The organism is Ruminococcus sp. OM04-4AA (assembly GCF_003462585.1).
Lineage (GTDB): Bacteria > Bacillota > Clostridia > Lachnospirales > Lachnospiraceae > Mediterraneibacter > Mediterraneibacter faecis.
The window spans coordinates 81,722-98,872 of sequence record NZ_QTZH01000002.1; the positions used below are offsets into that span (position 1 = coordinate 81,722).

At 41.5% G+C, this 17,151-nt stretch carries 30 protein-coding genes; all 30 read left to right on the forward strand.

Translation table 11 applies throughout. The annotated features are described in order from the left end of the window. The first annotated feature begins 985 nt into the window (after positions 1-985). A complete protein-coding gene (gene rpsJ / locus DXB52_RS01185) occupies positions 986-1,303 on the forward strand; it encodes a 30S ribosomal protein S10 (protein WP_005612986.1) in 318 nt (105 codons plus the stop codon). 86 nt (positions 1,304-1,389) lie between these two features. Beyond that, on the forward strand, positions 1,390-2,073 hold the full coding sequence (gene rplC, locus DXB52_RS01190) for a 50S ribosomal protein L3 (RefSeq protein ID WP_015528301.1): 684 nt from the start codon (positions 1,390-1,392) through the stop codon (positions 2,071-2,073). Between the two features lie 30 nt (positions 2,074-2,103). Continuing rightward, positions 2,104-2,724 (forward strand): 50S ribosomal protein L4, encoded by a 621-nt coding sequence (gene rplD, locus DXB52_RS01195; RefSeq protein ID WP_117497840.1) that lies wholly within the window; start codon positions 2,104-2,106, stop codon positions 2,722-2,724. Continuing rightward, positions 2,724-3,023: a 50S ribosomal protein L23 gene (gene rplW / locus DXB52_RS01200; RefSeq protein ID WP_117497842.1), complete on the forward strand. Its 300-nt coding sequence runs from the start codon at positions 2,724-2,726 to the stop codon at positions 3,021-3,023. The genes rplD and rplW overlap by 1 nt, the downstream gene beginning before the upstream one ends. A gap of 68 nt (positions 3,024-3,091) precedes the next feature. Continuing rightward, positions 3,092-3,934, forward strand: a complete 843-nt coding sequence (rplB, locus tag DXB52_RS01205) for a 50S ribosomal protein L2 (protein ID WP_015528299.1) — start codon at positions 3,092-3,094, stop codon at positions 3,932-3,934. Between the two features lie 26 nt (positions 3,935-3,960). Further along, the gene (gene rpsS / locus DXB52_RS01210; RefSeq protein WP_117497844.1) at positions 3,961-4,242 is read left to right on the forward strand and encodes a 30S ribosomal protein S19; all 282 of its coding nucleotides are present in this window, start codon (positions 3,961-3,963) and stop codon (positions 4,240-4,242) included. A 31-nt stretch (positions 4,243-4,273) separates the two neighbouring features. Beyond that, positions 4,274-4,660, forward strand: a complete 387-nt coding sequence (gene rplV, locus DXB52_RS01215; protein ID WP_117497846.1) for a 50S ribosomal protein L22 — start codon at positions 4,274-4,276, stop codon at positions 4,658-4,660. 9 nt (positions 4,661-4,669) lie between these two features. Beyond that, complete coding sequence (rpsC, locus tag DXB52_RS01220) at positions 4,670-5,326, forward strand: 30S ribosomal protein S3 (RefSeq protein ID WP_015528296.1); 657 nt, start codon at positions 4,670-4,672, stop codon at positions 5,324-5,326. Next, positions 5,326-5,763: a 50S ribosomal protein L16 gene (gene rplP, locus DXB52_RS01225; protein WP_005612996.1), complete on the forward strand. Its 438-nt coding sequence runs from the start codon at positions 5,326-5,328 to the stop codon at positions 5,761-5,763. The genes rpsC and rplP overlap by 1 nt, the downstream gene beginning before the upstream one ends. Next, complete coding sequence (gene rpmC, locus DXB52_RS01230; protein WP_054751544.1) at positions 5,753-5,956, forward strand: 50S ribosomal protein L29; 204 nt, start codon at positions 5,753-5,755, stop codon at positions 5,954-5,956. The genes rplP and rpmC overlap by 11 nt, the downstream gene beginning before the upstream one ends. A 17-nt stretch (positions 5,957-5,973) precedes the next feature. After that, positions 5,974-6,231, forward strand: coding sequence for a 30S ribosomal protein S17 (gene rpsQ / locus DXB52_RS01235; protein WP_054751807.1), 258 nt, complete (start codon positions 5,974-5,976; stop codon positions 6,229-6,231). Between the two features lie 23 nt (positions 6,232-6,254). Then, positions 6,255-6,623: a 50S ribosomal protein L14 gene (gene rplN / locus DXB52_RS01240; protein ID WP_015528295.1), complete on the forward strand. Its 369-nt coding sequence runs from the start codon at positions 6,255-6,257 to the stop codon at positions 6,621-6,623. A 14-nt stretch (positions 6,624-6,637) separates the two neighbouring features. Next, positions 6,638-6,949: a 50S ribosomal protein L24 gene (gene rplX / locus DXB52_RS01245; RefSeq protein WP_015528294.1), complete on the forward strand. Its 312-nt coding sequence runs from the start codon at positions 6,638-6,640 to the stop codon at positions 6,947-6,949. A gap of 23 nt (positions 6,950-6,972) precedes the next feature. Further along, positions 6,973-7,512: a 50S ribosomal protein L5 gene (gene rplE, locus DXB52_RS01250; protein ID WP_020435987.1), complete on the forward strand. Its 540-nt coding sequence runs from the start codon at positions 6,973-6,975 to the stop codon at positions 7,510-7,512. Positions 7,513-7,527: 15 nt separating this feature from the next. After that, entirely contained in the window at positions 7,528-7,713 is a 186-nt protein-coding gene (locus DXB52_RS01255; protein WP_005613006.1) for a type Z 30S ribosomal protein S14, read from the forward strand. Positions 7,714-7,761: 48 nt separating this feature from the next. Beyond that, on the forward strand, positions 7,762-8,163 hold the full coding sequence (gene rpsH / locus DXB52_RS01260) for a 30S ribosomal protein S8 (RefSeq protein WP_117540873.1): 402 nt from the start codon (positions 7,762-7,764) through the stop codon (positions 8,161-8,163). 278 nt (positions 8,164-8,441) lie between these two features. Next, positions 8,442-8,984 (forward strand): 50S ribosomal protein L6, encoded by a 543-nt coding sequence (gene rplF, locus DXB52_RS01265; RefSeq protein ID WP_054751546.1) that lies wholly within the window; start codon positions 8,442-8,444, stop codon positions 8,982-8,984. Positions 8,985-9,001: 17 nt separating this feature from the next. Beyond that, positions 9,002-9,370 carry a 50S ribosomal protein L18 gene (gene rplR / locus DXB52_RS01270; RefSeq protein WP_015528291.1) on the forward strand — a complete coding sequence of 123 codons (369 nt, stop codon included), beginning with the start codon at positions 9,002-9,004 and terminating at the stop codon, positions 9,368-9,370. Positions 9,371-9,386: 16 nt separating this feature from the next. Then, a complete protein-coding gene (rpsE, locus tag DXB52_RS01275; protein ID WP_015528290.1) occupies positions 9,387-9,896 on the forward strand; it encodes a 30S ribosomal protein S5 in 510 nt (169 codons plus the stop codon). A 43-nt stretch (positions 9,897-9,939) separates the two neighbouring features. Next, on the forward strand, positions 9,940-10,122 hold the full coding sequence (rpmD, locus tag DXB52_RS01280) for a 50S ribosomal protein L30 (RefSeq protein ID WP_015528289.1): 183 nt from the start codon (positions 9,940-9,942) through the stop codon (positions 10,120-10,122). 21 nt (positions 10,123-10,143) lie between these two features. Continuing rightward, entirely contained in the window at positions 10,144-10,584 is a 441-nt protein-coding gene (gene rplO, locus DXB52_RS01285) for a 50S ribosomal protein L15 (RefSeq protein WP_015528288.1), read from the forward strand. Further along, a complete protein-coding gene (secY, locus tag DXB52_RS01290; protein ID WP_117540871.1) occupies positions 10,584-11,906 on the forward strand; it encodes a preprotein translocase subunit SecY in 1,323 nt (440 codons plus the stop codon). The genes rplO and secY overlap by 1 nt, the downstream gene beginning before the upstream one ends. Positions 11,907-12,012: 106 nt before the next feature. Beyond that, on the forward strand, positions 12,013-12,657 hold the full coding sequence (locus DXB52_RS01295; protein ID WP_117540869.1) for an adenylate kinase: 645 nt from the start codon (positions 12,013-12,015) through the stop codon (positions 12,655-12,657). Positions 12,658-12,688: 31 nt separating this feature from the next. After that, positions 12,689-12,907, forward strand: coding sequence for a translation initiation factor IF-1 (infA, locus tag DXB52_RS01300; protein WP_005613024.1), 219 nt, complete (start codon positions 12,689-12,691; stop codon positions 12,905-12,907). Between the two features lie 232 nt (positions 12,908-13,139). Next, entirely contained in the window at positions 13,140-13,259 is a 120-nt protein-coding gene (gene rpmJ, locus DXB52_RS01305; protein WP_118106297.1) for a 50S ribosomal protein L36, read from the forward strand. A 511-nt stretch (positions 13,260-13,770) separates the two neighbouring features. Then, positions 13,771-14,139, forward strand: a complete 369-nt coding sequence (gene rpsM / locus DXB52_RS01310; RefSeq protein ID WP_015528285.1) for a 30S ribosomal protein S13 — start codon at positions 13,771-13,773, stop codon at positions 14,137-14,139. A gap of 34 nt (positions 14,140-14,173) precedes the next feature. Continuing rightward, positions 14,174-14,569 carry a 30S ribosomal protein S11 gene (rpsK, locus tag DXB52_RS01315; protein ID WP_015528284.1) on the forward strand — a complete coding sequence of 132 codons (396 nt, stop codon included), beginning with the start codon at positions 14,174-14,176 and terminating at the stop codon, positions 14,567-14,569. A gap of 96 nt (positions 14,570-14,665) precedes the next feature. Next, the gene (gene rpsD / locus DXB52_RS01320) at positions 14,666-15,259 is read left to right on the forward strand and encodes a 30S ribosomal protein S4 (RefSeq protein ID WP_015528283.1); all 594 of its coding nucleotides are present in this window, start codon (positions 14,666-14,668) and stop codon (positions 15,257-15,259) included. A gap of 126 nt (positions 15,260-15,385) precedes the next feature. Continuing rightward, on the forward strand, positions 15,386-16,345 hold the full coding sequence (locus tag DXB52_RS01325; protein ID WP_117540867.1) for a DNA-directed RNA polymerase subunit alpha: 960 nt from the start codon (positions 15,386-15,388) through the stop codon (positions 16,343-16,345). Positions 16,346-16,536: 191 nt separating this feature from the next. Further along, the gene (locus DXB52_RS01330) at positions 16,537-17,055 is read left to right on the forward strand and encodes a bL17 family ribosomal protein (RefSeq protein WP_015528282.1); all 519 of its coding nucleotides are present in this window, start codon (positions 16,537-16,539) and stop codon (positions 17,053-17,055) included. Positions 17,056-17,151 lie beyond the last annotated feature (96 nt).

Below are 17,151 nucleotides of genomic sequence, written 5' to 3' on the forward strand. Positions count from 1 at the left end.
AATGCATTATAACGGAAATGACGCCGCTTTGCTGGATCTGCAACTCCAGCAGGCGGCGTCACTTCTATGGTATGTAATTGAGAGGATCCTTTAGTTACCAGACAGAAACATCTGCACACGAAACTGGGGAATTCCTACAAAGAGGCTGTGCGCTGACGGTACTGCTGCGGCAGGGATATTCTTGGGGAAAACATCCGGCGTTAGCGTACTGCATGATAACTGAAGTATCTGACCTGTAAAAACGAATAAAAAAAGACAGTTTCTCCTCGGTAAATAGGAAAACCGCCTTTGGTCTTACAAGTCGAGATAATAATACCATTCGTGTAGAGCAGTGTCAAGTGTTATGTGGGCAAAAAATAAGATTCCTTATAAATTTGTTACTGTTCACACGATGTGCGACCAGCAACGCATCTCGCCATTTAAAATCGCCTTTGGCGATGGGGCGAGATGCATTCAAGTCAAAACGCGCATTCTCCGTGCCAATCAGCGGAGTGATTGACACGGGAGTGAACAGTAACATAAATTTTGCATTGAGGTTAGTATGATACCTGATAGATCACGACTTGAGATGAGTTTCTTCTATATATAATGTGATTTGATTATGTGTAATATTTGATCTGGTTGCAAGGAAAATGCAAAAATAAATAGAAAAAAGATTGTACTTAAAAAAAAACAAAGAAAGTACTTGCAATTTTCGGTACTCTCGGATATACTAAGAGAGCTGTGACATGATAGCAATGAAGCGCGAGGTTGCTGCCCGGCAAATGAATAAGCTGGTGCAGGTTTTCCGTGGAGCGAATGTCAAGTTAGGAAACTGGCGACAAGTCACTGTACGAATCAAAAACTGATTACTATTTGCCCCAATGGGATAACCAGGGTAGGAGTATGAAACAACGTGTGAGTTTCTCACGACACACACGGGAGAGTGTACAGTCACCGCTTGTCGTACTGATGTGAAAAGTACGAAAAGGAGGCGACTTTTTTTATGGCAAGTCAAGTAATGAGAATCACATTGAAGGCGTATGATCATCAGCTTGTTGATGCATCCGCAAAGAAAATCATCGAAACTGTAAAAAAGAACGGGTCACAGGTGAGTGGACCGGTACCACTTCCGACTAAGAAGGAAGTTGTAACAATTCTGAGAGCTGTACACAAGTACAAAGATTCCAGAGAGCAGTTCGAGCAGAGAACTCACAAAAGACTGATCGATATCATCACACCAACACAGAAAACTGTTGATGCACTTTCTAGATTAGAAATGCCAGCTGGTGTATTTATCGACATCAAGATGAAGTCCAAATAATAAGGACATCTTAATTTTAAACAGTATTCCTAAAATTTAGGATGAGCGCGAAAGCGTTCCGCTGTAAATCACAGGAGGTAATTATAATGAAGAAAGCTATCTTAGCTACAAAAGTTGGAATGACTCAGATCTTCAATGAAGAAGACGGAGTTCTGATTCCGGTAACAGTTCTGCAGGCTGGTCCTTGTGTAGTAACACAGGTTAAAACAGTTGAGAATGACGGTTACAGCGCAGTACAGGTTGGATATGTTGACAAGAAAGAAAAGATTGTCACAAAAGACAACAGTGGAAAGAAGTCCATCGCTCACAGAAACGGTGTGACAAAAGCCGAAAAAGGTCATTTTGACAAAGCAGGCGTATCCGGAAAGAGATATGTAAAAGAATTCAGATTTGAGAACGCTGAAGAGTATACACTTGCTCAGGAAATTAAAGCTGATATCTTTGCAGCAGGAGACAAGATTGATGCAACTGCTGTTTCAAAAGGTAAAGGTTTCCAGGGCGCAATCAAGCGTCACAACCAGAGCAGAGGACCTATGACTCACGGTTCCAAGTTCCATCGTCATGCTGGTTCTAACGGTTCAGCATCTGATCCGAGTAAGGTATTCAAAGGTAAGAAGATGCCAGGACAGATGGGTAACAAGAAGATCACTGTTCAGAATCTTGAAGTAGTAAGAGTTGATGCAGAGAACAATCTCATCCTCGTTAAAGGTTCTGTACCGGGACCAAAGAAATGCCTGGTAACAATCAAAGAGACAGTGAAGGCAAACTAGTCTGACAGCTAAGAAAGGAGGAACATACAGATGGCAAAAGTATCTGTTTACAATATCGAAGGTAAAGAAGTTGATACAATCGAACTGAACGATGCTGTATTCGGTGTTGAAGTTAACGAGCACCTCGTACACATGGCAGTAGTAAATCAGCTTGCAAACAATCGTCAGGGAACACAGAAAGCCAAGACGCGTTCTGAAGTTTCCGGTGGCGGAAGAAAACCATGGAGACAGAAAGGAACAGGTCACGCAAGACAGGGATCAACAAGATCACCACAGTGGACAGGCGGTGGAGTTGTATTCGCTCCAGTTCCGAGAGACTATTCCTTCAAAATGAATAAGAAAGAGAAGAGAGCAGCTCTTAAGTCTGCACTTACTTCCAGAGTAGAAGAGAATAAATTCATCGTTGTCGATGAGCTTAATTTCGATGAAATCAAAACAAAGAAATTCCAGGCAGTACTGAACAACCTGAACGTTAACAAGGCGCTGGTAGTTCTTGAAGATGGAAACAAGAATGTTGAGATTTCTGCAAAGAATATCCCGGATGTTAAAACAGCACGTACAAACACAATCAACGTATATGACATCCTGAAATACAACACAGTAATCGCTACGAAAGCTGTTGTTGCAGCAATCGAGGAGGTGTACGCATAATGGCAAACATTCAGTATTATGATGTAATCCTTAAACCAGTTGTAACTGAGAAGAGCATGGAGCTTATGGCTGACAAGAAATATACATTCCTTGTACACACAGAGGCTACAAAATCTCAGATCAAAGAAGCTGTTGAAAAAATGTTCAACGGTACAAAAGTAAAAAGCGTCAACACAATGAACCTTGATGGTAAGAGCAAAAGACGTGGAATGACTTTCGGAAAGACAGCTAAGACAAAGAAAGCTGTAGTAGCACTGACAGAAGACAGCGCTGATATCGAGATTTTCGAAGGACTGTAAGATATAAGACATTATACGGTGCAAACCCGTGAAACAAATAATCAGAGCAAACGAAAGGAGAGACAGTAATGGGAATCAAAACATATAACCCATATACACCTTCCAGAAGACAGATGACAGGTTCTGATTTCTCAGAGATCACAAAGACAACTCCAGAGAAATCCCTCCTCGAATCCAAGAAGAGAAAAGCTGGCCGTAACGCACAGGGTAAAATCACAGTAAGACATCGTGGCGGCGGAGCTAAGAAGAAATATAGAATTATCGACTTTAAGAGAAAGAAAGACGGAATTCCGGCAACAGTTGTTGGAATCGAGTATGATCCAAATAGAAGTGCTAACATCGCACTGATCTGCTACGCAGATGGTGAGAAAGCATACATCCTTGCTCCAGAAGGACTTACAGACGGCATGACAGTTATGAACGGTGCTGACGCTGAGGTTAGAGTAGGAAACTGCCTTCCACTTTCAGAGATTCCGGTTGGTACACAGATTCACAACATCGAGCTGTACCCAGGAAAAGGTGGACAGCTGGTTCGTTCCGCTGGTAACAGTGCACAGCTGATGGCTAAAGAAGGAAAGTACGCTACACTGAGACTTCCTTCAGGAGAAATGAGAATGGTTCCGATCATCTGCCGCGCATCTATCGGTGTTGTAGGAAACGGTGATCACAACCTGATCAATGTTGGTAAAGCAGGACGTAAGCGTCACATGGGAATCAGACCTACAGTTCGTGGTTCCGTAATGAACCCTAACGACCATCCACACGGAGGTGGAGAAGGTAAGACAAGTATCGGACGTCCAGGACCGTGTACTCCATGGGGTAAACCGGCACTTGGTCTTAAGACTCGTAAGAAGAACAAAGCTTCTAACAAGCTGATTGTAAGAAGAAGAGATGGTAAAGCGATTAAATAATCAGATTCACAAGGAGGTTAGAACCTATGGCTCGCTCACTTAAAAAAGGACCATTTGCAGACGAAAGCTTACTTAAAAAAGTAGACGCTATGAACGCTGCAGGTGATAAAACAGTTATAAAGACATGGTCACGCCGTTCTACAATCTTCCCATCATTTGTAGGTCATACATTTGCCGTACATGATGGAAGAAGACATGTGCCTGTATATGTTACAGAGGATATGGTAGGCCACAAGCTCGGTGAGTTCGTTGCAACAAGAACTTACAGAGGACACGGAAAAGACGAGAAGAAGTCAAGAGTTAGATAATTTTCATACATTTTGAAAGGAGGGTTCATCCATGGCAAGAGGACATAGATCCCAGATCAAAAGAGAAAGAAACGAGCAGAGAGATACAAGACCTTCAGCTAAGATTTCTTATGCAAGAGTATCTGTTCAGAAGGCATGTTTCGTTCTTGATGCCATCAGAGGCAAGGATGTACAGACAGCACTTGGTATTTTAGCATACAATCCAAGATATGCTTCAAGCGTTATAGAGAAGTTACTGAAATCAGCAATCGCAAATGCTGAGAATAACAACGGTATGAGCGTTGAGAACCTCTACATCGAGGAATGCTACGCAAACAAAGGACCGACAATGAAGAGAATCAAACCTAGAGCACAGGGTAGAGCTTACAGAATCGAGAAGAGAATGAGCCACATCACAATCGTGCTCAATGAGAGATAGGAGGACAATATGGGACAGAAAGTTAATCCTCATGGCCTGAGAGTTGGCGTTATCAAAGACTGGGATTCCAAATGGTACGCAGAAAAAGATTTCGCTGACAATCTGGTTGAAGACCACGAGATCAGAAAGTTTTTAAAGAAGAGATTATACAGCGCTGGAATCTCTAAGATTGAAATCGAAAGAGCATCCGATCGCGTTAAGATCATCGTTTATACAGCTAAGCCTGGTGTCGTAATCGGCAAGGGTGGTTCCGAGATCGAAAAGGTGAAAGCAGAGCTTGCACAGTTCACAGATAAGAAGCTCATCGTTGACATCAAAGAAGTTAAGAGACCGGACAAAGATGCACAGCTCGTAGCTGAGAACATTGCTCAGCAGCTTGAGAACCGTATCTCCTTCAGACGTGCTATGAAATCCTGCATGTCCAGAACTATGAAGGCTGGAGCACTCGGAGTTAAGACTTCCGTATCTGGACGTCTTGGTGGTGCTGATATGGCTCGTACAGAGTTCTACAGCGAGGGAACAATTCCGCTGCAGACACTTCGTGCTGACATCGATTATGGATTCGCAGAAGCTGATACAACTTACGGAAAAGTCGGTGTAAAGGTTTGGATTTACAAAGGCGAAGTTCTTCCGACTAAAGCAGATAAGGAAGGGAGAGATAGATAATGTTAATGCCAAAAAGAGTAAAACGTCGTAAACAGTTCCGTGGTACTATGAAAGGTAAGGCTCTTAGAGGTAATAAGATTTCTTACGGTGAATATGGTATCGTAGCTATGGAACCATGCTGGATTCGTTCTAACCAGATCGAGGCAGCCCGTGTTGCTATGACACGTTACATCAAGCGTGGTGGTAAGGTTTGGATCAAAATCTTCCCAGACAAGCCGATCACAGCAAAACCGGCTGAGACTCGTATGGGTAGTGGAAAAGGTACTGTTGAGTATTGGGCAGCAGTAGTTAAACCAGGCCGTGTTATGTTTGAGATTGCAGGAGTACCAGAGGAAACAGCTAGAGAGGCACTTCGACTTGCAATGCATAAATTACCTTGCAAATGCAAAATCGTTTCTCGCGCAGACTTAGAAGGCGGTGATAACAGTGAAAATTAATACATTTGTAAACGAGTTAAAAGGAAAATCCGTAGAGGAATTAAATGAAGAATTAGTAGCTGCTAAGAAGGAACTCTTTAATCTGAGATTCCAGAACGCAACAAATCAGTTGGATAATACAAGCAGAATCAAAGAAGTAAGAAAGAATATCGCTCGTATCCAGACTCTGATTACAGAGGCTAAAAGAGCATAGTGAAAGGAGCAGCAACCGTGGAAGAGAGAAATTTAAGAAAAACCCGTACGGGTAAGGTTGTCAGCGACAAGATGGACAAAACGATTGTTGTTGCTGTTGAAGACCATGTAAAACATCCACTTTACAACAAAATCGTAAAGAGAACTTACAAGCTCAAAGCTCATGACGAGAACAACGAGTGTAAAGTTGGAGATACAGTAAAAGTTATGGAAACAAGACCGCTGTCCAAGGACAAGAGATGGAGACTTGTGGAAATCATGGAGAAAGCGAAATAATTATTTGAAGGAGGTTTACCTGCATGATACAGCAAGAAAGCAGACTTAAAGTAGCAGACAACACAGGTGCGAAAGAGTTACTGTGTATCCGTGTTCTTGGCGGTTCTACAAGAAGATACGCCAACATCGGAGATGTGATCGTTGCAACTGTTAAAGATGCAACACCAGGCGGCGTTGTAAAAAAAGGTGATGTCGTTAAAGCTGTTGTTGTCCGTTCTGTAAAAGGCGCTCGTCGTAAAGACGGTTCCTATATCAGATTCGATGAAAATGCTGCTGTTATTATAAAAGACGATTTGAACCCACGTGGAACACGTATTTTTGGACCAGTAGCAAGAGAGCTTAGAGAGAAACACTTTATGAAGATTGTTTCTTTGGCTCCGGAAGTACTGTAAGGAGGTGCCTGAGAATGTCAACTATGAAAATTAAAAAAGGTGATATGGTTAAGGTTATCGCCGGAAAAGATAAAGATAAAGAAGGCAAAGTTATTGCCGTAGATAAAAAAGACGGAAGAGTCCTGGTTGAAGGCGTCAATATGCTGACAAAGCATACAAAGCCAAGCATGGCAAACCAGAACGGCGGAATCGTACATCAGGAAGGTTACATTGATGCATCAAACGTTATGTTACTTCATAACGGAAAAGCAACAAGAGTAGGCTTCAAGATGGATGGAGACAAAAAAGTTCGTTTTGCTAAGGCAACAGGCGAAGTTATTGATTAATTCAAGGAAGGAGGTCCAGGACTTTGAGTAGACTGAAAGAGCAGTATCAGAATGAGATCGTTGATGCAATGATCAAAAAATTTGGATATAAAAACATCATGGAAGTGCCGAAACTTGACAAGGTTGTAATTAACATGGGTGTCGGTGAGGCAAAAGACAATGCTAAACTTCTGGAGTCAGCTATTGCAGACATGGAGAAAATCGCAGGACAGAAAGCGGTTGTAACAAGAGCAAAGAATTCTGTAGCTAACTTCAAAATCAGAGAGGGTATGCCGATCGGATGTAAAGTTACTTTAAGAGGAGAGAAAATGTACGAGTTCGTTGATCGTCTGATCAATCTCTCACTTCCTCGTGTACGTGACTTCAGAGGAGTAAACCCGAACGCATTTGACGGAAGAGGTAACTATGCACTTGGAATCAAGGAGCAGCTTATCTTCCCAGAAATCGAGTACGATAAGATTGACAAAGTCAGAGGTATGGATGTAATTTTTGTTACAACAGCCAAGACTGATGAAGAAGCACGTGAATTATTGACACAGTTCAATATGCCATTCGCAAAGTAAAAAGGAGAGAAATTCATGGCTAAAACATCAATGAAAATCAAACAGCAGCGTGCACCAAAGTTCTCCACAAGAGAATACAGCCGTTGCAGAATTTGTGGTCGTCCGCATGCATATTTAAGAAAATACGGCATCTGCCGTATCTGCTTCCGCGAACTGGCTTATAAAGGACAGATCCCGGGTGTTAAAAAAGCAAGCTGGTAAGACGAAAGCAACTATATACTGTGAAATAACATAGGAGGAATCACACACATGACTATGAGCGATCCAATTGCAGATATGCTTACAAGAATCCGTAATGCAAACACTGCAAAACATGATACAGTAGATGTACCGGCATCAAAGATGAAACTTGCTATCGCAAACATTCTTCTTGATGAAGGATATATCGCAAAATATGACCTTGTAGAAGATGGAGCTTTCAAGACAATTCACATCACACTGAAATACGGTGCTGACAAGAACGAGAAAGTTATTTCCGGACTGAAGAGAATCTCCAAACCGGGACTTCGTGTTTACGCTAATACAGAGGATATCCCGAAGGTACTTGGCGGACTCGGAACAGCAATCATCTCTACAAACAAAGGTGTAGTAACAGACAAAGAAGCTAGAAAACTCGGCGTAGGCGGAGAGGTTCTTTGCTTCGTTTGGTAAGCCGAAAGCAACTTAGTGAGAACGAGGCGTAGCCGAAGTTTGAGCTTAGTGCGAGGTTGTTCTTTGAACTTAGCGAGGTCCTTTCGAGCTTAGTGAAAAGAACTTCCTTAAATCTGCTCATCTATCGAGTTGAGTGGATGATTCATTATAAAAGGTACGTTCTTTGAGCTTAGCGAAGTTTTGTCGAGCTTAGCGAAAAGAACTTCCTTATAAATGTAACTGAAAACAGAGAAGCCAACGCAGCTTCTCCGAGAATCTAAGTTAAGGAGGATAATGGTATGTCACGTATAGGAAGACTGCCTGTAGCAATTCCTGCAGGAGTAACTGTAGAAGTTGCTGAGAACAATGTAGTGACTGTAAAAGGTCCTAAGGGAACTCTTACAAAAGAGCTTCCAGTAGAAATGGAAATCAAAGTTGAAGGCGAAGAAGTAATCGTTACAAGACCGAGCGACTTAAAGAAAATGAAATCTCTTCATGGTCTGACAAGAACACTGATCAACAACATGGTTGTAGGTGTAACAGACGGATACGAGAAAGTTCTTGAAGTAAACGGTGTAGGTTACAGAGCTGCTAAATCAGGAAATAAACTGACACTGAACCTTGGTTATTCCCATCCAGTTGAGATGATCGATCCAGAAGGAATCGAGACTGTACTTGAGGGACAGAACAAGATCACTGTTAAAGGTATCGATAAAGAAAAAGTTGGACAGTTTGCGGCTGAGATCAGAGATAAGAGAAGACCGGAGCCATATAAGGGCAAGGGAATCAAATATGCTGATGAAGTAATCAGACGTAAAGTCGGTAAGACTGGTAAGAAATAAATAAGGAGAGTGTGAAAATGGTTAGTAAGAAATCTAGAAGCGAAGTTCGTAGAAAAAAACACATGAAATTACGCAACCGTTTCAGCGGAACAGCGCAGAGACCGCGTTTAGCTGTATTCAGAAGTAATAATCATATGTATGCACAGATCATCGACGATACTGTTGGAAATACTCTTGTTTCCGCTTCCACTCTTCAGAAAGAAGTGAAAGCAGAGCTCGAGAAGACTAACGACGTTGAAGCAGCAGCATACCTTGGAAAAGTAATTGCCGAGAGAGCAAAAGCTAAAGGTATTGATGAAGTTGTATTTGATAGAGGCGGATTCATTTACCAGGGTAAAATCAAGGCATTAGCAGACGCAGCAAGAGAAGCTGGTCTGAATTTCTAAGGAAGGGAGAACACAGATGAGACAGGAACGTATTGATGCTAGTCAGATGGAATTAGTAGAAAAAGTGGTATCAATCAAGCGTGTAACCAAAGTTGTTAAAGGTGGTCGTAACTTCCGTTTCACAGCTTTAGTAGTTGTTGGTGATGGAAATGGCCATGTTGGTGCAGGTTTAGGAAAAGCTACTGAAATTCCGGAAGCTATTCGTAAAGGTAAAGAGGACGCTATGAAGAAAATGATCAGCGTATCTCTTGATGAAAACTCAAGTGTAACACACGATGTGATTGGTAAATTCGGAAGCGCTTCCGTACTTCTTAAGAAGGCTCCGGAAGGTACTGGTGTTATCGCCGGAGGACCGGCGCGTGCCGTAATTGAGGCGGCTGGAGTTAAGAACATCCGTACAAAATCTTTAGGATCCAACAACAAACAGAATGTTGTACTTGCTACAATCGAAGGACTTAAAGCAGTTAAGACTCCGGAAGATGTTGCAAGACTTCGTGGCAAATCAATTGAGGAGATCTTAGGCTAATCAACCGAGAAGCCCGATCAAGCGCATAGGAGGTAAGATTGAAATGGCAAATTTAAAAGTTACATTAGTAAAGTCTACAATCGGCGCCGTACCAAAGCATAGAAAAACAGTTGAGGCTCTTGGACTTAAGAAACTCAACAAAACAGTTGTATTGCCAGATAATGCAGCTACCAGAGGTATGGTACAGCAGGTTAGACATTTAGTTAAAGTTGAAGAAGAGGCTTAATTAAGATAAGGAGGTAATGTCATGGACTTATCAAACTTAAGACCGGCAGACGGTTCAAAACAGAGTGATAATTTCAGAAGAGGCCGTGGTCATGGTTCAGGAAACGGTAAGACAGCCGGAAAGGGCCACAAAGGACAGAAGGCTCGTTCAGGAGCTACAAGACCTGGTTTCGAAGGCGGTCAGATGCCTTTATACAGAAGAATTCCTAAGAGAGGTTTCACATGCAGAAACTCTAAGACAATCGTAGGAATCAATCTTAGCGCACTTGAAGTATTCGAGGACGGCGCTACAGTATCCGTTGAGACATTGATCGAAAGCGGTATTGTTAAGAATCCAAAAGATGGAGTAAAAATTCTTGGAAATGGAGAGTTAACTAAGAAGCTTACAGTTCAGGCTAATGCATTCAGTGCAAAAGCAGCTGAGAAGATTGAAGCTCTTGGTGGAAAAGCAGAGGTGATCTAATGCTTAAGTCCTTACGTAAAGCATTAAGTATTGAGGATATCAGAAAGAGACTTCTCTATACATTTGCAATGCTTATCGTTGTTAGGTTAGGATCACAGTTGCCCACTCCGGGAGTAGATCCGACATTTATTCAGAATTTTTTTGCACAGCAGACCGGTGACGCATTTAACTTTTTTGAGGCGTTCACCGGCGGCTCATTTACGAGAATGTCAGTATTTGCCCTGAGCATTACTCCTTACATCACATCATCTATCATCATGCAGCTTCTCACAATAGCGATCCCAAAGCTTGAAGAAATGCAGAAAGATGGTGAAGATGGAAGAAAGAAAATCGCAGCGATTACAAGATATGTGACAGTTGGTCTTGCACTGATTGAATCTATCGCAATGGCTGTAGGATTTGGACGTCAGGGACTTCTGGAAGAATATAATTTCGTAAATTGTGCAATCGTTGTATGTACGCTTACAGCTGGTAGTGCATTCCTTATGTGGATTGGTGAGCGTATTACTGAAAAGGGAGTTGGAAACGGTATTTCTATCGTACTTCTGATCAACATTGTTTCCCGTGTTCCGGATGATTTTGTAACACTGTATACACAGTTCATGAAAGGCAAAACAATTGCAAAGGCAGGACTTGCCGGTGTTATTATCCTTGCAGTCCTTTTGGTTGTAGTTGTATTTGTCATCATTCTTCAGGACGGTGAAAGAAGAATTGCAGTTCAGTATTCCAAAAAAGTACAGGGAAGAAAGATGGTTGGCGGTCAGTCAACACATATTCCGTTGAAGGTGAATACAGCCGGAGTAATCCCGGTTATCTTCTCTTCTTCACTGATGCAGACACCAATCGTGATTGCACAGTTCCTTGGAAAAGGAAAAGGAACCGGAATCGGAAGTAAGATCCTTGCAGGTTTAAACTCCAATAACTGGTGTGATCCAGAGAATCCGATTTATTCAGTCGGACTTGTGGTTTACATTTTACTTACAATATTCTTTGCATATTTCTATACATCGATTACTTTCAATCCGATGGAGATTGCAAATAATATGAAAAAGAGCGGTGGATTTATCCCTGGAATTCGTCCGGGCAAACCAACAGTTGACTACCTTACAAAGATTTTGAATTATATCATCTTTGTTGGTGCGTGTGGTTTGATCATCGTACAGGTGATTCCATATTTCTTCAATGGTGTTTTCGGTGCAAACGTTTCCTTTGGTGGAACATCACTTATCATTATTGTAGGTGTTGTACTTGAGACAATTAAGAAGATTGAATCACAGATGCTTGTAAGAAATTACACAGGATTTTTAAATAATAAGAGATAACAGTTATTGATATTGTTTTCTATTAAATGTCTTTTAGCTCGCTTTGTTCTGTCCTCAATTGCAGGACGAACAGAGCGGGTTAAACTTGTATAAGGAGGATAAAGATATGAAACTCATCATGTTAGGAGCCCCAGGAGCAGGAAAAGGAACACAGGCAAAGAAGATTGCTGAGAAATATACTATTCCGCATATTTCTACTGGAGATATCTTTAGAGCAAACATCAAGAACGGAACAGAACTTGGTAAGAAAGCAAAAACTTTCATGGATCAGGGTCTTCTGGTTCCAGATGAACTGGTTGTTGATCTCGTTGTAGACAGAGTAAACCAGGAAGATTGTAAGAATGGATATGTACTTGATGGATTCCCGCGTACAATTCCACAGGCAGAGGCACTTGATCGTGCACTTGCTGCAATGGGACAGAAGATTGATTATGCGATCGATGTTGAAGTTCCGGATGAGAATATTGTAAACCGTATGTCTGGAAGAAGAGCTTGTGTTGATTGTGGTGCTACTTATCATATCGTATATGCTCCGACTGCAAAAGAAGGCATCTGCGACAAGTGTGGCGGAGAGCTTATCTTGAGAGACGATGATAAACCAGAGACAGTACTTAAGAGACTTGGTGTTTATCATGAGCAGACACAGCCGCTGATCGATTATTATACAGAAGCAGGAGTACTCAGAGAAGTTGATGGTACAATCGATATCAATGATGTATTTGCTGCAATCGTTCAGATCCTTGGAGAGTAAGTTTTGTTGATTTCATTCAGGAGGATTAAAAATGTCAAAAACTGACGTGATTGAAATTGAAGGAGTTGTAGTTGAGAAACTTCCTAACGCAATGTTCAAAGTAGAACTTGAGAATGGCCATATTGTACTGGCGCATATCAGCGGTAAGCTGCGTATGAACTTTATCAAGATTCTGCCGGGAGATAAGGTTACACTTGAGATGTCACCTTATGACCTGAGCAAAGGAAGAATTGTCTGGAGAGACAAGTAAGAATTCTACACATCAAATAACAGGAATGCTGTTGTTTACAACATTCCGTATCTGAAAAGATAAAAAGATATTATTTTCTAAAAAGTATTTTTAGAAAATAATATCTTTTTTAATTTAGGACTTGACTTTACCATATGTTTTGTGGTAAAGTATGAAATGGTCATTTTTGGAGAGGTGTGTCCAAAAATACCGGAATATATAGGCAGAGCAAAGTAGGGAAGGAGGATTTGACATGAAGGTTAGATCATCAGTTAAACCAATTTGTGAAAAATGCAAAATTATTAGAAGAAAAGGTAGTATCAGAGTAATCTGTGAGAACCCGAAGCACAAACAGCGTCAGGATAGGCATTGAACACTTAATGAATGCAAGCGTAAGCGAAGCATGAATTTAGTGAGAAAGCCCATCCGGAGACTTAGCGAGGTCTTTTCGAGCTTAGTCAAGAGATGTATCAGAATGTGCAAGAAAAGCGGCTGACAGCATGACACGCCAGGAGGTGTGTGGAGCTGTTTAATATACAGTAAGGATACACCGCATCTGTCCGCAGGTACCGACAGAGCGTGTGGTCTGGGCATCTGACAGGCGTTTGTCGTCTTTCTATTAAAGAGGGAAGATGCTATTGTATATTGCTTATAATACCCGGCATTTGCATTGGCGGATGAGAGTATGATCCGTGCCGGGAAAGGGTATGTAGTTTCCGTACATGCCTGGGCTGGGATATCGGAAGGATACATTCCGGTAGGATGCAGCAGTAAATGAGTTACACCAGACTTCATTTATAAATAGAAGATACTCATTTCGCATTCGCAGCCTCAATTAGGGACAATGAACAAGAAAACCAGAAAAGAAAATGGAGGAAAGACACATGGCTCGTATTGCAGGTGTAGACTTACCAAGAGACAAACGTGTAGAAATCGGTCTTACTTATATCTACGGAATCGGTAGAACAAGTGCAGAACGTATCTTAAAGGATGCAGGAGTTAATCCTGACACTCGTGTAAGAGATCTTACAAGTGAAGAAGTAAAGAAAATCAGCGCAGTGATCGATGAGACTCAGGTTGTAGAAGGTGATCTTAGAAGAGAGATCCAGCTCAACATCAAGAGACTTAAAGAGATCGGATGCTACCGTGGAATCCGTCATAGAAAAGGACTTCCGGTACGTGGACAGAAGACTAAGACTAATGCAAGAACATGCAAAGGTCCTAAGAGAACTGTAGCAAATAAGAAGAAATAATATCGTATAAAATAAAGAAAGTAGGTTAGTTTAAATGGCTAAGAGAGTTGCGAAAAAAGTAACAAAAAAACGTGTCAAGAAAAACGTTGAACGCGGACAGGCACATATTCAGTCATCATTCAACAATACAATTGTTACACTGACTGACGCTCAGGGAAATGCTCTTTCATGGGCAAGTGCAGGCGGTCTGGGATTTAGAGGTTCAAGAAAATCTACTCCATATGCAGCACAGATGGCAGCTGAGACAGCAGCTAAAGCAGCATTAGTACATGGTCTTAAGACAGTAGATGTATTCGTAAAAGGACCGGGATCAGGAAGAGAAGCAGCAATCCGTGCACTTCAGGCATGCGGAATTGATGTAGTAAGCATCAAGGACGTAACACCGGTACCGCACAACGGATGTCGTCCACCGAAACGCAGAAGAGTGTAATTATACTCTGCTGTATAAGAAAAGCAGTTATTTAATAGTAAATGTTGACGCAGCGGCATGAGTACCGCTGGCATGTATAATATTAGGAGGATAGAAATGGCAGTAAATAGAGTTCCTGTTCTTAAAAGATGCCGTTCATTAGGAATGGATCCGATTTACCTCGGAATCAATAAGAAATCTAACAGACAGTTAAAAAGAGCAAACAGAAAGATGAGCGAGTATGGTCTTCAGCTTCGCGAGAAACAGAAAGCAAAATTCATCTACGGTGTTCTTGAAAAACCTTTCAGAAACTACTATGCAAAGGCAAAACAGCAGGAAGGAATGACAGGTGAAAACCTTATGATCATCCTTGAGTCAAGACTTGACAACGTTGTTTTCCGTCTTGGACTTGCTAGAACAAGAAAAGAAGCTAGACAGATCGTTGATCACAAGCACGTTCTTGTAAACGGCAAACAGGTTAACATCCCATCTTACCTTGTAAAGGCTGGAGATGTTATTGAAATCAAAGAGAACAAAAAAGGTTCACAGAGATACAAAGAGATTCTTGAAGCTACAGCTGGAAATATGGTACCAGAGTGGCTTGAGGCAGACGCTGAGAATCTTAGAGGTACAGTAAAAGAGCTTCCTAACAGAGAAGCAATTGATGTACCGGTTGACGAGATGCTTATCGTCGAGCTGTATTCTAAATAATAATTATGATTTGAAAGGATTGCGCAGGCTATTATGCAGGGCAATCCTAACTAATCTGAATAAGTTGATTAGATACAGTTTTGTACCCCCTCAACATATATTAAGCCCATAAGGAGGGTCTGTGTAGTGTTTGATTTTAATAAACCGAATATTGAAATTACAGATGTTTCAGATGACAAGAAATACGGAAGATTTGTCGTAGAACCGCTGGAGAGAGGATACGGAACTACGCTTGGTAACGCGCTGAGAAGAATTATGCTTTCTTCCCTGCCGGGAGCAGCAGTTAGTTCTGTGAAAATCGACGGTGTACTGCACGAGTTCAGTTCCATCCCGGGTGTTAAAGAAGATGTGACAGAGATCATCATGAACTTGAAATCTCTGGCTATCAAGAACACATCTGAGTCTGATGAAGTGAAGACAGCTTATATCGAGTTTGAAGGAGAAGGCGTTGTAACAGGTGCTGATATCCAGTGTGACTCTGATATTGAGATTGTAAACCCGGAGCAGGTAATTGCTACATTAAGCGGTGGCAAAGACAGCAAGCTTTACATGGAACTTACAATCACTAAAGGTAGAGGATATGTAAGCTCAGATAAGAATAAAACAGAAGATATGCCAATCGGTGTTCTTCCGATCGATTCTATCTATACACCGATCGATCGTGTTAACCTGACAGTTCAGGATACACGTGTAGGTCAGGTTACAGATTATGACAAACTGACACTTGATGTCTGGACAAAAGGTACAATGGCTCCTGATGAGGCTGTCAGCCTTGCAGCAAAAGTGTTAAGTGAGCATCTGAAACTCTTCATCGACCTGTCAGAGGTAGCTCAGCAGGCAGAAGTTATGATTGAGAAAGAGGATGACGAGAAAGAAAAAGTTCTTGAGATGAGCATTGATGAACTTGAACTTTCTGTTCGTTCTTACAATTGTCTGAAGAGAGCCGGAATCAACACAGTTGAAGAGCTCACAAACAAGACTCCGGAAGACATGATGAAGGTTCGTAACCTTGGTCGCAAGTCTCTCGAAGAAGTTCTTGCAAAACTGAAAGAACTCAATCTGGAACTGAACCACGGAGAAGAATAATATTTTATATCCGTACTATGATAAATTATCAGGACACTTATGTCCTGCACAGGCTGTGATTACAGTTTTGTTAATTGCAGCCCGCTGAAGATTGAATATCCTGGTGGTAAGCCCGAAGAGCACAGCAGGAGCATTTGATTAGTAAGCCCGAAGATGCATAACCAAATGTTAATTAATGGAGGAAATTTGAAATGGCAAAGTATAGAAAACTTGGCAGAACAGCAAGCCAGAGAAAAGCTTTACTTAGAAACCAGGTAACAGCACTTCTTAACAACGGAAAGATCGTTACAACAGAAGCTAAGGCAAAAGAGATCCGTAAGCAGGCAGAAAGCCTGATCGCTCTTGCTGTAAAAGAGAAAGATAACTTCGAAGAAGTTACAGTAATGGCTAAAGTAGCACGTAAAGATGCTGATGGCAAACGTGTGAAAGAAGTTGTTGACGGTAAGAAAGTTACTGTTTATGACGAAGTTGAGAAGACAATCAAAAAAGATAAGCCAAGCAGACTGCACGCTAGACGTCAGATGCTGAAAGTTCTCTTCCCTGTTAAAGAAGGCGAGAAGAGAAACATGAAAGATGTTGACATGGTTGCAAAACTCTTTGATGAGATCGCTCCAAAATATGCTGATCGTAACGGTGGTTACACAAGAATCGTAAAGATTGGTCAGCGTAAAGGTGACGCAGCTATGGAAGTTCTGATCGAGCTTGTTTAATCTATTTTGAATTTATAGCTGAACTTAGACTCCCATGTAGGATGAATGTCCTGCATGGGAGTTTTTATATATTAGGAAAGTTCTATCCTAATATAT

Bases quoted from the DNA above. Each gene is read 5' to 3' on its own strand.
- rpsJ (WP_005612986.1), top strand. From the start codon at position 986: ATGGCAAGTCAAGTAATGAGAATCACATTGAAGGCGTATGATCATCAG.
- rplC (WP_015528301.1), top strand. From the start codon at position 1,390: ATGAAGAAAGCTATCTTAGCTACAAAAGTTGGAATGACTCAGATCTTC.
- rplD (WP_117497840.1), top strand. From the start codon at position 2,104: ATGGCAAAAGTATCTGTTTACAATATCGAAGGTAAAGAAGTTGATACA.
- rplW (WP_117497842.1), top strand. From the start codon at position 2,724: ATGGCAAACATTCAGTATTATGATGTAATCCTTAAACCAGTTGTAACT.
- rplB (WP_015528299.1), top strand. From the start codon at position 3,092: ATGGGAATCAAAACATATAACCCATATACACCTTCCAGAAGACAGATG.
- rpsS (WP_117497844.1), top strand. From the start codon at position 3,961: ATGGCTCGCTCACTTAAAAAAGGACCATTTGCAGACGAAAGCTTACTT.
- rplV (WP_117497846.1), top strand. From the start codon at position 4,274: ATGGCAAGAGGACATAGATCCCAGATCAAAAGAGAAAGAAACGAGCAG.
- rpsC (WP_015528296.1), top strand. From the start codon at position 4,670: ATGGGACAGAAAGTTAATCCTCATGGCCTGAGAGTTGGCGTTATCAAA.
- rplP (WP_005612996.1), top strand. From the start codon at position 5,326: ATGTTAATGCCAAAAAGAGTAAAACGTCGTAAACAGTTCCGTGGTACT.
- rplN (WP_015528295.1), top strand. From the start codon at position 6,255: ATGATACAGCAAGAAAGCAGACTTAAAGTAGCAGACAACACAGGTGCG.
- rplX (WP_015528294.1), top strand. From the start codon at position 6,638: ATGTCAACTATGAAAATTAAAAAAGGTGATATGGTTAAGGTTATCGCC.
- DXB52_RS01255 (WP_005613006.1), top strand. From the start codon at position 7,528: ATGGCTAAAACATCAATGAAAATCAAACAGCAGCGTGCACCAAAGTTC.
- rpsH (WP_117540873.1), top strand. From the start codon at position 7,762: ATGACTATGAGCGATCCAATTGCAGATATGCTTACAAGAATCCGTAAT.
- rplF (WP_054751546.1), top strand. From the start codon at position 8,442: ATGTCACGTATAGGAAGACTGCCTGTAGCAATTCCTGCAGGAGTAACT.
- rplR (WP_015528291.1), top strand. From the start codon at position 9,002: ATGGTTAGTAAGAAATCTAGAAGCGAAGTTCGTAGAAAAAAACACATG.
- rpsE (WP_015528290.1), top strand. From the start codon at position 9,387: ATGAGACAGGAACGTATTGATGCTAGTCAGATGGAATTAGTAGAAAAA.
- rpmD (WP_015528289.1), top strand. From the start codon at position 9,940: ATGGCAAATTTAAAAGTTACATTAGTAAAGTCTACAATCGGCGCCGTA.
- rplO (WP_015528288.1), top strand. From the start codon at position 10,144: ATGGACTTATCAAACTTAAGACCGGCAGACGGTTCAAAACAGAGTGAT.
- secY (WP_117540871.1), top strand. From the start codon at position 10,584: ATGCTTAAGTCCTTACGTAAAGCATTAAGTATTGAGGATATCAGAAAG.
- DXB52_RS01295 (WP_117540869.1), top strand. From the start codon at position 12,013: ATGAAACTCATCATGTTAGGAGCCCCAGGAGCAGGAAAAGGAACACAG.
- infA (WP_005613024.1), top strand. From the start codon at position 12,689: ATGTCAAAAACTGACGTGATTGAAATTGAAGGAGTTGTAGTTGAGAAA.
- rpmJ (WP_118106297.1), top strand. From the start codon at position 13,140: ATGAAGGTTAGATCATCAGTTAAACCAATTTGTGAAAAATGCAAAATT.
- rpsM (WP_015528285.1), top strand. From the start codon at position 13,771: ATGGCTCGTATTGCAGGTGTAGACTTACCAAGAGACAAACGTGTAGAA.
- rpsK (WP_015528284.1), top strand. From the start codon at position 14,174: ATGGCTAAGAGAGTTGCGAAAAAAGTAACAAAAAAACGTGTCAAGAAA.
- rpsD (WP_015528283.1), top strand. From the start codon at position 14,666: ATGGCAGTAAATAGAGTTCCTGTTCTTAAAAGATGCCGTTCATTAGGA.
- DXB52_RS01330 (WP_015528282.1), top strand. From the start codon at position 16,537: ATGGCAAAGTATAGAAAACTTGGCAGAACAGCAAGCCAGAGAAAAGCT.